The 13526-nt window shown below is 38.4% G+C and carries 11 protein-coding genes and 1 pseudogene; 11 read left to right on the forward strand and 1 reads right to left on the reverse strand.

What is annotated here, in order from left to right; translation table 11 throughout:
- The first annotated feature begins 6 nt into the window (after positions 1 to 6).
- The 8 genes and pseudogenes from iolB to iolG (I8U27_RS15395) all read left to right on the forward strand — a co-directional run bounded on the left by iolB (position 7) and on the right by iolG (I8U27_RS15395) (position 10082).
- Positions 7 to 825 (forward strand): 5-deoxy-glucuronate isomerase, encoded by an 819-nt coding sequence (gene iolB, locus I8U27_RS15360; RefSeq protein WP_181753096.1) that lies wholly within the window; start codon positions 7 to 9, stop codon positions 823 to 825.
- Between the two features lie 22 nt (positions 826 to 847).
- Positions 848 to 1846: a 5-dehydro-2-deoxygluconokinase gene (gene iolC / locus I8U27_RS15365; RefSeq protein ID WP_181753099.1), complete on the forward strand. Its 999-nt coding sequence runs from the start codon at positions 848 to 850 to the stop codon at positions 1844 to 1846.
- A 14-nt stretch (positions 1847 to 1860) separates the two neighbouring features.
- On the forward strand, positions 1861 to 3771 hold the full coding sequence (gene iolD, locus I8U27_RS15370; RefSeq protein WP_181753100.1) for a 3D-(3,5/4)-trihydroxycyclohexane-1,2-dione acylhydrolase (decyclizing): 1911 nt from the start codon (positions 1861 to 1863) through the stop codon (positions 3769 to 3771).
- 163 nt (positions 3772 to 3934) lie between these two features.
- Positions 3935 to 4774 (forward strand): class II fructose-1,6-bisphosphate aldolase, encoded by an 840-nt coding sequence (fba, locus tag I8U27_RS15375; RefSeq protein WP_181753202.1) that lies wholly within the window; start codon positions 3935 to 3937, stop codon positions 4772 to 4774.
- 365 nt (positions 4775 to 5139) lie between these two features.
- A complete protein-coding gene (iolG, locus tag I8U27_RS15380; protein ID WP_181753103.1) occupies positions 5140 to 6162 on the forward strand; it encodes an inositol 2-dehydrogenase in 1023 nt (340 codons plus the stop codon).
- 156 nt (positions 6163 to 6318) lie between these two features.
- Positions 6319 to 7227, forward strand: a complete 909-nt coding sequence (gene iolE / locus I8U27_RS15385; protein ID WP_181753105.1) for a myo-inosose-2 dehydratase — start codon at positions 6319 to 6321, stop codon at positions 7225 to 7227.
- A gap of 192 nt (positions 7228 to 7419) precedes the next feature.
- Entirely contained in the window at positions 7420 to 9015 is a 1596-nt protein-coding gene (locus tag I8U27_RS15390) for a solute:sodium symporter family transporter (protein ID WP_181753108.1), read from the forward strand.
- Between the two features lie 37 nt (positions 9016 to 9052).
- A pseudogene (gene iolG, locus I8U27_RS15395) lies at positions 9053 to 10082 on the forward strand (inositol 2-dehydrogenase).
- Between the two features lie 103 nt (positions 10083 to 10185).
- On the opposite strand, the gene I8U27_RS15400 reads toward iolG (I8U27_RS15395), so the two are convergent.
- The gene (locus I8U27_RS15400; protein ID WP_181753110.1) at positions 10186 to 10956 is read right to left on the reverse strand and encodes a DeoR/GlpR family DNA-binding transcription regulator; all 771 of its coding nucleotides are present in this window, start codon (positions 10954 to 10956) and stop codon (positions 10186 to 10188) included.
- Between the two features lie 315 nt (positions 10957 to 11271).
- Here I8U27_RS15400 and I8U27_RS15405 point away from each other — a divergent pair, with 315 nt between their 5' ends.
- Genes I8U27_RS15405 through I8U27_RS15415 form a run of 3 tightly spaced genes read left to right on the forward strand, consistent with a single transcriptional unit; the run spans position 11272 to position 13509 of the window.
- Positions 11272 to 11892, forward strand: a complete 621-nt coding sequence (locus tag I8U27_RS15405) for a TetR/AcrR family transcriptional regulator (RefSeq protein WP_181753112.1) — start codon at positions 11272 to 11274, stop codon at positions 11890 to 11892.
- 54 nt (positions 11893 to 11946) lie between these two features.
- Complete coding sequence (locus I8U27_RS15410; RefSeq protein WP_181753115.1) at positions 11947 to 13119, forward strand: acyl-CoA dehydrogenase family protein; 1173 nt, start codon at positions 11947 to 11949, stop codon at positions 13117 to 13119.
- A gap of 33 nt (positions 13120 to 13152) precedes the next feature.
- Positions 13153 to 13509 carry an SCP2 sterol-binding domain-containing protein gene (locus tag I8U27_RS15415; RefSeq protein WP_181753116.1) on the forward strand — a complete coding sequence of 119 codons (357 nt, stop codon included), beginning with the start codon at positions 13153 to 13155 and terminating at the stop codon, positions 13507 to 13509.
- The last annotated feature ends 17 nt before the right edge of the window (positions 13510 to 13526 follow it).

The following is a 13526-nucleotide window of genomic DNA, read 5'->3' on the forward strand; positions in this document are numbered from 1 at the left end:
AATAAAGTGAGTAAATTACTCCGAAAACCCAATTTAGTAGAAACGTCACCAGGAGTCAAAATCGTTCATGAAGTAACAAGTGAAAATTCATCATTAGAATATGTAGGAATGAAAGTGGTCGATTTAGCTCCAGGGGCTGGCTATAAAGAAGAATTGGGAAAAGAAGAATGTTGTATAGTTGCCTTAACTGGGAAAATAAATGTAACAGACGATGCAGAAATATTTGAAAATATCGGCACCAGGGAAAGCGTTTTCGAAAAGAAACCTACTGATAGTGTATATGTTTCAAACGATCGTACGTTTGCGGTTGAAGCAGTAACACAAGCGCGTATTATTCTTTGTTATTCTCCATCTGAGAAGCAATTGCCTACTAGACTTATAAAGGCGGAAGATAACAGTATTGAGCATAGAGGAAAGTATAATAATAAACGGCTAGTACACAATATTTTACCTGACTCGGATCCATCTGCAAATAGTTTACTAGTAGTAGAGGTATATACAGAAAGCGGAAACTGGTCTAGCTATCCGCCTCATAAACATGATCAAGACAACTTACCACATGAGTCATTTTTAGAAGAAACTTACTACCACGAAATGAACCCAAGACAAGGCTTTGTTTTCCAACGTGTGTATACAGATGATCGTTCTCTTGATGAAACGATGACAGTTGAAAATGGAGATGTTGTATTAGTCCCGGCAGGGTATCATCCTGTAGCGGTTCCGGATGGGTATGAATCTTATTATTTAAACATAATGGCAGGACCAAAACGTATTTGGAAGTTTCATAACGAACCTGCTCATGAATGGATCCTGGAACGAAAATAAGTGATGAGGAGTTCTATACAACATGAAGATTGAATTTAATTCAGAAAGAGAATTTGACATCATCGCGATTGGACGTGCATGCATTGATTTAAACGCAGTGGAATACAACCGTCCAATGGAAGAAACGATGACATTTAAAAAATATGTCGGCGGTTCTCCGGCAAATATTGCCATTGGAACATCTAAGCTTGGCTTAAAAGCAGGTTTTATCGGTAAACTGGCAGATGACCAACATGGCCGTTTTATTGAAAAATATATGGCTGGTGTCGGTGTAGACACATCCAATATTGTAGTTGATCAGGAAGGACATAAAACAGGCTTAGCTTTTACCGAAATTAAAAGCCCGGAAGAGTGCAGCATCTTAATGTACCGTGATGAAGTAGCTGATCTTTACTTAGACCCTTCAGAAGTAAGTGAAGACTACATTAAAAGATCAAAAATCCTTTTAGTTTCCGGAACAGCTCTTGCAAAAAGTCCATCTCGTGAAGCTGTATTAAAAGCAGTACAACTGGCAAAGAAAAATGACGTGAGGGTTATTTTTGAGTTAGACTACCGGGGTTATACATGGGCGTCTAAAGAAGAAACATCTGTTTATTATACAACGGTTGCAGAGCAATCAGATGTTGTCATTGGTACACGAGATGAATTTGATGTAATGGAAAATATTAAAGACGGCAGTAACGAGGCTACTGTTAATCATTTATTTAAACATTCTCCAGAGCTGGTTGTAATTAAGCATGGTGTTGAAGGTTCCTATGCTTATACAAAATCAGGGGAAGTATTCAGAGGTCATGTTTATTTAACGAAGGTATTAAAAACATTTGGTGCAGGAGACTCTTATGCTTCTGCCTTCTTGTACGCATTAATTAAAGGTAAAGATATTGAAACTGCTCTAAAATACGGCAGTGCCTCTGCAGCAATTGTTGTAAGTAAGCACAGTTCTTCTGAAGCAATGCCGACAATCGAAGAAATTGAGCAATTAATTGCTGAAAGATCAGAAGAAACAGTGACAAATCAGTAAGAGGTGAAATCTCCATGGGGAAAATTAGATTAACAACGGCACAAGCCTTAATCAAATTTTTAAATCAGCAATATATTCATGTTGACGGAGAGGAATTCCCATTTGTTGAAGGTATTTTCAGCGTGTTTGGACACGGAAATGTATTGGGGATTGGTCAAGCACTGGAACAAGATGCAGGTCACTTAAAGGTCATTCAAGGAAAAAATGAACAAGGGATGGCACATGCTGCCATTGCTTATAGTAAACAAATGTTACGTCGAAAAATTTTTGCCGTGACAACTTCTGTTGGACCAGGCTCAGCAAACCTGGCAGCAGCAGCGGGTACAGCTTTAGCTAACAATATTCCCGTGTTGTTTATTCCAGGTGATACATTTGCCACAAGACAGCCTGATCCAGTGTTACAACAAGTTGAACAAGAATATAGCTTAGCGGTTACTACAAATGATGCCTTAAAACCTGTTTCAAGATACTGGGACCGTATTACTCGCCCCGAACAGTTAATGTCCAGTTTAATTCGTGCGTTTGAGGTTATGACAGATCCAGGAAAAGCTGGCCCTGCAACAATTTGTATTGCACAAGATGTTGAAGGTGAAGCATTTGACTATGATGAAAGATTCTTTGAAAAGCGTATACATTATTTAGACCGTAAAGCACCGGTGGAACGTGAACTAAAAGGTGCAGCAGAGCTGATAAAAGCAAGCAAAAAGCCTGTAATCCTTGTTGGCGGCGGAGCTAAATATTCAGGAGCACGTGACATTTTAATCGCTCTCTCGGAAAAACACAATATTCCATTGGTTGAAACACAGGCTGGTAAAGCAACTGTAGAATCTACATTCAAGAAGAACCTGGGCGGAATGGGGATCACTGGTACGCTTGCAGCAAATAAAGCAGTACGCCAGGCTGATTTAATTATCGGTATTGGGACCAGATATACAGATTTCGTGACATCATCTAAAACAGCATTCAACTTTGAAACAACAAAGTTTTTAAATATCAACGTTAGCCGTTTGCAAGCATACAAAATGGATGCCTTCCAGGTAGTAGCAGATGCTAAAACAACATTAGAGCAATTGGCAACGTTTTTAGAAGGATATGAGAGTGAATTCGGACAAACGATTGCTGAATTGAAAGAAGAATGGAATGCTGAGCGTGACCGCTTAAGTAAGGTAACATTTACTCGTGAAAACTTTGATCCGGAAATTAAGAACCATTTCACACAAGAGATACTAAATGAATATGCAGATGCATTGAATACAGAATTGGCACAAACAACAGCTTTAATCGCTGTCAATGATACGATTGCTCCAGATAGTACGATTATTACTTCTGCCGGATCACTTCCAGGCGATGTACAGCGTATCTGGAATCCGACTGTGCCGAATACGTATAACGTAGAATACGGTTATTCATGTATGGGTTATGAAGTATCTGGTGCATTAGGAGTTAAATTGGCTGAGCCAACAAAAGAAGTATATTCACTTGTAGGGGATGGCAGTTTTCTATTATTGCACTCTGAATTGATTACAGCCATTCAATATGGCCACAAAATTAATGTTGTCCTTTTTGATAATTCAGGTTTTGGCTGTATTAATAACTTACAAATGGATAACGGCTGTGATTCTTATTTCACAGAATTTAGAACACATGATAACAAAATCTTAAATATTGATTATGCGAAAGTAGCTGAAGGATATGGTGCTAAAACGTACCGCGTTCATACAATTGAACAATTGAAAAAAGCTTTAGAAGACGCGAAGAAACAAGAAGTCTCAACCTTAATAGAGATTAAAGTGCTTCCAAAAACCATGACAGATGGTTATGACAGCTGGTGGAATGTTGGAGTGGCAGAAGTTTCAAATAAAGAAAGTATCCAAAAGGCATATGAATTTAGACAGCAAAAATTAGAAACTGCAAAACAATATTAAGAACCAGGGTATGTATTGGGATTGGATCAATTTCTAATGAGATTTGTTCCAATTTCATTAGAACTTATTGAATAATGCTAATTTCTAATTGGAAATTGTTTGTCTTTATGACAAGAGAGGTAGGGGACAGGTGACAACAGTAATATCATCGAAATTAGTTTCTATGAAAGATATGCTAACTGAAGCTAAAGAAGGAAAATATGCGGTTGGATCATTTAACATAAACAGCTTTCAATGGGCTGAAGCTATTTTAGAAGCGGCTCAAGAAGAACAATCTCCTGTTATTGTAGCATCTTCTGATAGACTTGTAGATTATTTAGGCGGATTTAAAACGATTGCAATAATGATTAATAGTATTGTAGAAGCAAAGAATATTACCGTACCAGTCGCTTTACACCTGGACCATGGAGGCGGTGTGGAACGTTGTAAAGAGGCGATTGATGCTGGATATACTTCTGTCATGATTGATGGATCTCATCATCCGATTGATGAAAATATTGAAATGACCAAGCAAGTAGCTGATTATGCAAGACTTCGTGGCGTTTCAGTTGAAGCGGAAGTTGGAACCGTAGGTGGTAATGAAGACGGGCTTATTGGTGGAATTCAATACGCAGACCCAGAGGAATGTTTGCGTATTGTTAAAGAAACAGGGATTGATGCACTAGCAGCAGCTCTTGGTTCTGTTCATGGTCCATACCAAGGCGAGCCGAAGTTAGGATTTGCTGAAATGAAAGAGATTTCAGAGTTGACCAATGTACCACTTGTCTTACATGGTGGATCTGGTATCCCTGATTACCAAATCCAAAAGGCTATTGAACTTGGTCATGCAAAGATTAATGTGAATACGGAATGTTTGCAAGCATGGGCTAAAGCTGTTCGTGAAGTACTCGATAAGGACAAAGAAGTGTACGATGCACGTACCATCCTATCTCCTGGTAAAGAAGCTGTTAAACGAACAGTAAAAGCAAAAATTAGAGAATTTAAATCAAGTCATAAAGCGTAATAAAGGGGGATGTCTATATATTACCAAAGACATCCTCTTATTTAAAATTTTATGAAATTATAAATAAGTAAGAATTGATTTCATAAAGTATGTTTCAACTGTCGTGACATACAGCTATCAGTATGCATTCAGCATGGATTGGAAACTGATTGTCCCAAATTTGCCAATAATCTCCTATTCGATAAAGTCAAAATAAAAAAGATTGACTGAAAGCGTTATTAATATTACTATTTATATAGATAACCAAAACATACTCAAAAGTTAATAGATACTTAATGATTTTTATAAAAACTCGCATCACAACCCGATCTTTTTAACAAACTATGAAAGCGTTTTTTTAGCATGATAAACGGAGGAGAATCATGATGAACGGAATTAGAGTAGGAATTGTAGGATTAGGTAGATTAGGAAGAACACATGCCATAAATTTAGCCCAAAATGTTCCAGATGCGAAACTGGTAGCGGCCTGTAGTTTTGTAGATGATGAATTGGAGTATGCCAAAAAAGAACTGGGTGTAACAGATACATATAAATCCTATGAAGAAATGGTTGAAAGTCCAAATCTTGATGCAGTATGCATCGTTTCGCCATCCGGCTGCCATCCGGAGCAAATCCGTGTAGCGATGGAAAAAGGATTACATGTATTCAGTGAAAAGCCAATTGGATTAGATATTGAGGATATTGAAAAAACAATTGAAGTAATTAATTCTCATCCTGATCAAATTTTCCAGCTTGGATTTATGAGAAGATACGATGAATCCTATCAATATGCTAAAAAAATGGTGGACGAAGGAGAATTAGGTGAATTAACAGTTATTCGCTGCTACGGCATTGACCCAAGTTCAGGATTGGAAAGCTTCGTTAAATTTGCTCGATCCAGCAATAGCGGCGGTCTATTCTTAGATATGTCAATCCATGATATAGACTTGGTTAGATGGTTTTCGAAAAAAGAAGTCAGCCGTGTGTGGGCGATAGGCAAAAATGCTGCTTATCCGGAGTTAGATGAATTAAATGAATTAGAAACAGGTGTGGCTATGATGCAATTAGAAAATAAAACAATCGCGATTTTAGTTGCAGGACGAAATGCAGTACATGGTTATCATGTAGAAACAGAATTAATTGGAACAAAAGGAATGCTGCGTGTAGCTGCTGCCCCGGAGAAAAATCTAGTAACCGTTTTTGATGAAAATGGTGCGGTAAGACCTGCTTCACAGAACTTCCCTGAGCGCTTTAGAGATGCGTTTGTCAATGAAATGAAGGAGTTTATTTCTTGCATTAAAGAAAAGCGGCAACCAGAAGTAAACGCTTTTGATGGTCTACAAAGTACTAGAATAGCTATAGCATGTCAACAATCTGTTGAAACAAATCAAATTGTTGAGGTTAAGTAAAGGTAACAATTTTTAGAGTTTAAATCTAAAAAGGAATCCCATCGTACCATCATTCAAACGCAATGAATTCCTGAAAAGTTAAAAAGATACTTATCAAATAAACTTAATTCAAAAAATTCGAAAATCAACTCATCTATTTTTAGGGGGGAATACACAATGACAGCAGAAACAAAAATTAAGTTCGGTTGTGCTCCTATTGCTTGGACAAATGATGATATGCCTGAATTAGGCCGGGAAAATACATTTGAACAATGTATTAGTGAAATGGCGTTAGCCGGCTATACAGGAACAGAGATTGGAAATAAATATCCCCGTGACCCGGAAACATTAAAGAAATATTTAGAACTTAGGAATCTCCAAGTGGCAAGTGCCTGGTTTAGTTCATTTTTAACAACGAAACCATTTGAAGAAACAAAACAAGCATTTATTGAACATCGTGATTTCTTGCATGCCATGGGTGCAAAAGTAATTGTTGTATCTGAGCAAGGACACAGTGTTCAAGGACAAATGGATACACCGGTATTTAAAGAAAAACCAGTATTCACTGATTCTGAATGGGATAAATTAACACAAGGATTAGAGACATTAGGGGAATTAGCTCACGAAAAAGGAATGGAAATTGTTTACCATCCCCATATGGGAACGGGTGTTCAAACAACTGCTGAAATTGACCGGTTAATGGAAAATACTTCCCCTGATAAAGTATCGTTGTTATTTGATACAGGTCATCTTGTATTCTCAGGTGAAGATCCAATCGAAATCTATCGCAAATACCATTCACGTATCAAACATATCCATTTTAAAGATATTCGTGAGACTGTTGCAAAAGAGGTTAAGGATAATCAAGATAGTTTTCTATCAGGAGTTAAAAAAGGTGTATTTACGGTTCCTGGTGACGGTATGATTGATTTTGGCCCAATTTTGAAAGCGATTGTTGAAAGCGGATACGAGGGCTGGATTGTTGTTGAGGCAGAACAAGATCCAGCTAAGGCAAATCCATTTGAATACGCTTTAAAGGGAAGAAAGTATATTGATCAAGTAATGCCCCAAAAACAGTTGGTCTAAAAAACCTGATTGGGACACGTATGGCATATTTCGACACATTCCTGTTGATTTTATAGGGATAAGCTAAACGATCCTTATTTAATTAAGATTATGAGATTAGTATTGATTAAGTTTTATATTTTAGTTAGACGTTATCAATAAATATTTTTTATAAGAGAAGCAAGATTTTTCTTGCAGCGGGAGGGTAAATCTTTGAGTCTATTTATAATTATTATGTTTATTGTCATAATTGGTGTCATTTGGCTGTATGCATTTAAAAGAAGTAGAATGGTGGATAATACCAGTTCGGAAGGTTTTTTTCTCGGGGGGCGAAGTTTAACAGGTATAACGATTGCTGGTTCGATTATTATGACTAATTTGTCAACAGAACAAATTGTTGGACAAAATGGTCAAAGTTTTGTTGGCGGTATGGAAGTAATGGCGTGGGAAGTAACCGCAGCGATTGCTTGTGTGCTTTTGGCACTTGTCTTCCTTCCTAAATATTTAAAATACGGCGTGAATACAGTATCTGATTTTATTGAAATACGTTATGATACAACAACAAAAAGAATTGTATCCGCTTTATTTATTTTTACCTATATGACTTCATTTTTACCAGTTGTTTTATATTCAGGTTCATTAGTTTTTAATAAAATATTCCACACCGATGAAGCGTTAGGTATTGACCCGTTAGTAGCAGTTGCACTTATTTCGGCAATGATTGGTATGGTTGGTCTTCTATATTTGTTAGTTGGTGGATTATCATTAAGTGCTTTTAGTGACACGATTTATGGTGTCGGTTTACTTGTAGGTGGTCTTTCCATCCCTATTATAGGCTTGACGATACTAGGAGATGGTAGCTTTTTTGATGGAATGGAAACAGTTAAAGATCAAACACCACATTTATTAAATGCAATTGGTGAAGTCGACTCAAAAATTGTTCCTTGGCCAACTTTATTTATGGGTATGTTATTCAATAACCTCTTCTTCTGGTGTACAAACCAGATGATTGTTCAAAAAACATTGGCCGGAAAAAGTCTTCAAGAAGGACAAAAAGGAGCATTATATGTTGGATTCTTTAAAATCTTTGGGGCCTTGTTCTTAGTATTCCCGGGAATTATTGCCTTTAATATGTTTGGTGATACACTTGCAACACCAGATAATGCGTATCCAACTTTAGTTACGGCTGTATTGCCAGAGTGGGCATATGGAATTTTCGCTGCAATTATTTTTGGTGCCATCTTAAGTTCATTTGTAGGGGCATTGAATGCAACAGCTACATTGTTTACTCTAGATTTCTACAAACCGGTTATTAAAAAGAATGCAACAGATAAGCAGGTAGCAAGAGCAGGGAAATTCATTACAATTGCAGTTGGTTTAATTTCAGTTCTAATAGCGCCATTCATTTCATTCGCACCAGCTGGACTATATGCTGTTGTACAAGAATTTAATGGAGTATACAGCATGCCATTATTAGCGGTTGTTTTACTAGGCTTTTATTCAAAACGTGTAACACCGCTGGCAGCGAAAGTAACATTTGTCTTCCACATTGTAATCTATGGATTGTCTAAGATTGTCTTAGCGGACATCCATTATCTATATGTATTAGGATTCTTGTTCCCTGCAGATGTTCTAGTTATGTGGTTAATTGGAAAAGTAAAACCATTGGATACTCCATATGAGTTCCAAGAAAATATGAATAAAGTTGATTTAACACCATGGAAGCACAGAAAATGGGTGGCTGCATTAGTTATTATTGCAATGGTTGGTATGTATGTATTCTTCTCTCCACTAGGTGTGGCAGATTAAACAAATAATTTTGGTAATATGAAAGGAAGCCTTGAATATGACGGATTCAAAAATCGTAGTGGGTGTTATTGGTGCTGGTAGAATTGGCAAATTACATATTGATAACATGAAAAGTATGAAAAATGTACGTCTTAAAACAGTTGCTGATGTATTTGCAGATCAATTAGATGAGTGGTTTCAATCTTCTGGTGTTGAAAACATAACCAAAGATTACCAAGATATTATCAATGATCCGGAAATTGATGCAATCTTTATTTGTTCTCCAACTGATACACATACAAGTATTATTAAAGAAGCAGCTAACAGCGGAAAGCACATCTTCTGTGAAAAGCCAATTAGTTTTTCAGATGAAGAAACATTGGAAGCTTATGAAGTGGTGAAAAAGACAGGTGTAAAATTCCAAATTGGTTTCAATCGAAGATATGACCGCAACTTTAGTAAAGTAAGAAGTTTAGTGGAAAAGAAAGAAATTGGTGTTTTGCATATTTTAAAAATAACTTCTAGAGATCCTGCCCCCCCCCTCATTAGACTATGTATCACGTTCTGGAGGCATCTTTGTTGACATGTCCATTCATGACTTTGATATGGCACGTTTTATCACGGGCTCTGAAGTAGAAGAAGTGTATGTTCTTGGAACTGCACTGGTTAATCCGAAAATTGCTGATTTAGGTGATATTGATACAGCAATTATTTCTTTAAAATTTGCAAATGGGGCAATCGGTGTTATTGACAACAGCCGTCAGGCTGTCTATGGCTATGATCAACGTCTTGAAGCATTTGGATCAAATGGTTCTGTTAACGTAAACAATGAAACAGAATCAAGAGTGGAAGTTTTATCTAGAGAAGGTGTGAAGGAAGATAATCCATTACACTTCTTCTTAGAGAGATACAAGGATGCGTATATTCGCGAAGTAAAGGAATTCTTTGATGCAATCGAGAATGATACTGAAGTACCGTGTAATTTCGTAGACGGTATTATGGCGCAAAGAATTGCCATGGCTGCTAAAAAATCACTAGAAACTGGACAGCCGGTAAAAGTTGAAAAATTATCACAGTATGATTTATAAATTGATTCGATTACCTATACGGTAAGTTGGTCCCTGTTAATAAAAGTATAAATAAACGGCCTTTTCTCGTGATAATGAGGAAAGGCCTTTTGACTTAATCCCTTTACTTTTCAGCTATAACAATCTGAATTCCGTTCTTTTCCGCGTAATTCTGGTAGACTTCACTAGGCATCATATCAGTAACCAGGTAATCCATTTTATCTAATTTAGAATAGGTCATTAACCCATATTTGTCAAATTTATCATGGTCTACTAATAAAAATACTTCAGAGCTTCTATTAACAATAGTAGCTTTTAATTCGCTTTCAATTGGTGAAGCATTCGTAACACCATTTGATAAGGAAACTCCTGTTGATGCCATAAATGCCTTATTAATATTATAGGCATTTATAATATCCATATATTTCAAGCTTCCGAATGAATTTGTTTTTCTTTCAAGGATTCCTCCTGCTGTAATCACATTTAAATTTTCAAAAGGAAGTGCACGAACGATAAAATCGAGATTATTGGTGATAACCGTGACCTGTTTCTTATTGATAAATTCAATCATTTCAATTGTGGTTGTTCCTGAATCGATAAAAATAATATCTCCGTCCTTTACATAATTTGCTGCTGCTTTCCCGATCATTTCCTTTTCTTTTTTATTACGCACTTGACGGTCATGGAAAGATTCTAATAATTTTGCACGCTTGTCATCGTTTACTGCTACACCACCGTAAACCTTTTTAAAATGCCCATTTTCAACGAGTTTCCGAACATCACGCCGAATCGTGTTTTTAGACACCTTAAACACGTTCATCAATTCATCTAAAGAGACAGATTTGTGTTCTATAATATACTCTTCAATTTTATTGATCCGTTTATCTTTAATCATTGCAATTCACCCTTTTGTTTTCAAATAATACTTATAGTTGGTATCGCTCTCAACAGATTTATATAATTATATATTACCAACAAATTACCAAAACTTCATCATGTGAATATTTACAATGTCTTTTTTAACTGATGAACGAGTACTAAATAATAATGGAAAAAGCCTTTTTGGCTACAATTATTTGTATGTTTGTCATGATTTTTTATTTTACAACATTTCAGGATACAGGTTGCAGCTTGCATAGCTGTTATATTAAAATAAGGATAGAGAAAATACCGATACGTACTGGTACTCGTTGAAATGGAATGATGAAATTTGCTGTTTACTACGCAGATGCCGGCAGAGCCCCGGGATAAGATGTTTTATGCGGCACTCCATCTGTTTACAACAAAAGGATTTAAAGAAACCTCAATCCTTGAAATCGTTGAGCAGGCCCGTGTGTCGAAAACCACATTTTATCACTATTTCCACAGTAAAGAGGAGTTGCTTGTCCGCCTCTGCAAGCAACTCGCTGAAGAAATGCTCGAAGAAGTGGAGATCGCAGTTCAGTCAGAAGAAAAATTAAGTTATAAAGCCTATGCAGGAATTCACCGCTACATTGAAATATGTGTGACACGGTCGACGGTTGCCAAATTGTTGCTGATGGAATCTGTCGGTGTAAGCCAGGCAGTTGAAGAAGTCCGGCGAGAGGCACACCGGCGCTTTGCAGATCTGATTGACCGGACGGTTCAAAGTGTCATATTGACATCGCTTTCCGCTGAGGAAGTCCGGGTTGTTTCACAGGCGATGGTGGGGGCGATCAACGAGGTTGTCATTCAGAACATTTTTGAATCCGGCGAAAATGTTCACCTTGATCAGCTTGCCCGTCTGCTTAACCGGATTGTGGTTGGTGCATTTGTAAATTTATCGTTGAGAGAGCAAAGAGTCAGCCGTTAGACCTTCTTTAATTATTGAATACCAGTACGTATCGGTATCCATAAGGAGGGGAATATGCTGAATCAAGACAGGCAGATAACTTTGGGTCTCAGTTTTCAGCTTTCAGCTGAGCAGACAGAATTGCGCAAATGGGCCCATGGGTTTGCGGAAAAGGAGATCCGTCCGATAGCCGCTGAATATGACGAACGGGAAGAATTCCCGATGGAAATCCTCCGCAAAGCGGCAAAGGTGGGACTGATCAGTTATGCTGCCCCCGAGGAGTACGGAGGAGGGGGACTGACAAGTGTAATGGCCGCCTGTTTAATCGGTGAAGAGTTATTCTGGGGATGTGCCGGAATCGCCACTTCCCTTTCTGTGGCTGGTCTGGCCGGGCTGCCTGTTTATTATATGGGTTCGGAAGAACAGAAGCGAAAATGGATTTCCTTCCTGTGCGACCCGAACCATCCCCGTCTGGGAGCCATGGCACTGACGGAACCGGGGGCAGGGTCTGATGTGAAAGCGATCCAAACCAGGGCGGTCCGGGATGGAGATGATTGGGTGATCAATGGCCGCAAATGTTTTATTACCAACGGCGGGATTGCTGATCTGTATGTGGTATTTGCCAGAACTGATCCGGACGGGGGATACCAGGGTGTTTCCGCTTTTATTGTTCCCGGGGATACACCGGGGCTCTCGGCAGGAAAGAAAGAACGGAAAATGGGCATTCGTGCTTCACATACCGGTGATGTCATTTTTGAGGATGTGCGGGTTCCTCATGAAAACTTGCTGGGTGAAGAAAATATGGCTTTTTTCGGTGCGATGAAAATGCTGGAATACTCGCGTCCGGCGGTGGCTGCTGCTGCTGTGGGGGTGGCCCGGGCAGCCTATGAATATGCGTTGAACTATGCCAGACAACGGGTTCAGTTCGGCCGTCCGATCATCAAAAATCAGGCGATTTCCTTTATGTTGGCCGATATGAAAACAAAAATTGATGCTGCACGGCTGCTAACCTGGCGGGCAGCTGATTTAGCCGACCGGGGTGAATCGTGTGCTGTTGAAGGCAGCATGGCCAAATCGTTTGCAGCAGAGATGGCGATGGAAGTGACGACAAATGCTGTTCAGATCCTCGGTGGATACGGATACATGCGGGATTACCCGGTGGAAAAATGGATGCGGGATGCCAAAATATTGTCGATTTACGAGGGGACGACACAAATTCAGAAAAAAGTGATAGCCACAAGTTTCTGATTACTGGGAAATTTTTGAAGAGAGGAATGTAAAATGATGGAAAATTACAGTACAGAGGAAATTTTTCAAAAAATCGAGCAGGCCCTGAATGAGAATGCCAAACCGGTAGAAGGCATGAATGTGATTTATCAATATGACTTGTCCGGAGACGATGGGGCAACGTATCAGCTTCATTTGTCCGGGGGGCAGGCGAAGGTTGAAAAGGGCTCTCCGGCCGAGGCTGATTGTACACTGCAAATATCGGTGAATGATTTCAAAGAAATGCTCCTGGGAAATATAAGCGGAACCGCCGCCTTTATGTCCGGTAAGTTAAAGATTAAAGGAAATATCGGGCTGGCGATGAAGTTAGAAAACATATTGCGGCAATATGATGTAAAACAATATCTCTAATAATTGAAGAACGGATC

It is taken from the genome of Paenactinomyces guangxiensis (assembly GCF_016055185.1).
Taxonomy (GTDB): Bacteria; Bacillota; Bacilli; order Thermoactinomycetales; family Thermoactinomycetaceae; genus Paenactinomyces; species Paenactinomyces guangxiensis.

What these genes read in the sequence shown, in the direction of transcription:
- iolD (WP_181753100.1), top strand. Translation starts at nt 1,861, where the DNA reads ATGGGGAAAATTAGATTAACAACGGCACAAGCCTTAATCAAATTTTTA.
- I8U27_RS15415 (WP_181753116.1), top strand. Translation starts at nt 13,153, where the DNA reads ATGATGGAAAATTACAGTACAGAGGAAATTTTTCAAAAAATCGAGCAG.
- I8U27_RS15400 (WP_181753110.1), bottom strand. Translation starts at nt 10,956, where the DNA reads ATGATTAAAGATAAACGGATCAATAAAATTGAAGAGTATATTATAGAA.
- iolC (WP_181753099.1), top strand. Translation starts at nt 848, where the DNA reads ATGAAGATTGAATTTAATTCAGAAAGAGAATTTGACATCATCGCGATT.
- I8U27_RS15410 (WP_181753115.1), top strand. Translation starts at nt 11,947, where the DNA reads ATGCTGAATCAAGACAGGCAGATAACTTTGGGTCTCAGTTTTCAGCTT.
- fba (WP_181753202.1), top strand. Translation starts at nt 3,935, where the DNA reads ATGAAAGATATGCTAACTGAAGCTAAAGAAGGAAAATATGCGGTTGGA.
- iolG (WP_181753103.1), top strand. Translation starts at nt 5,140, where the DNA reads ATGAACGGAATTAGAGTAGGAATTGTAGGATTAGGTAGATTAGGAAGA.
- iolE (WP_181753105.1), top strand. Translation starts at nt 6,319, where the DNA reads ATGACAGCAGAAACAAAAATTAAGTTCGGTTGTGCTCCTATTGCTTGG.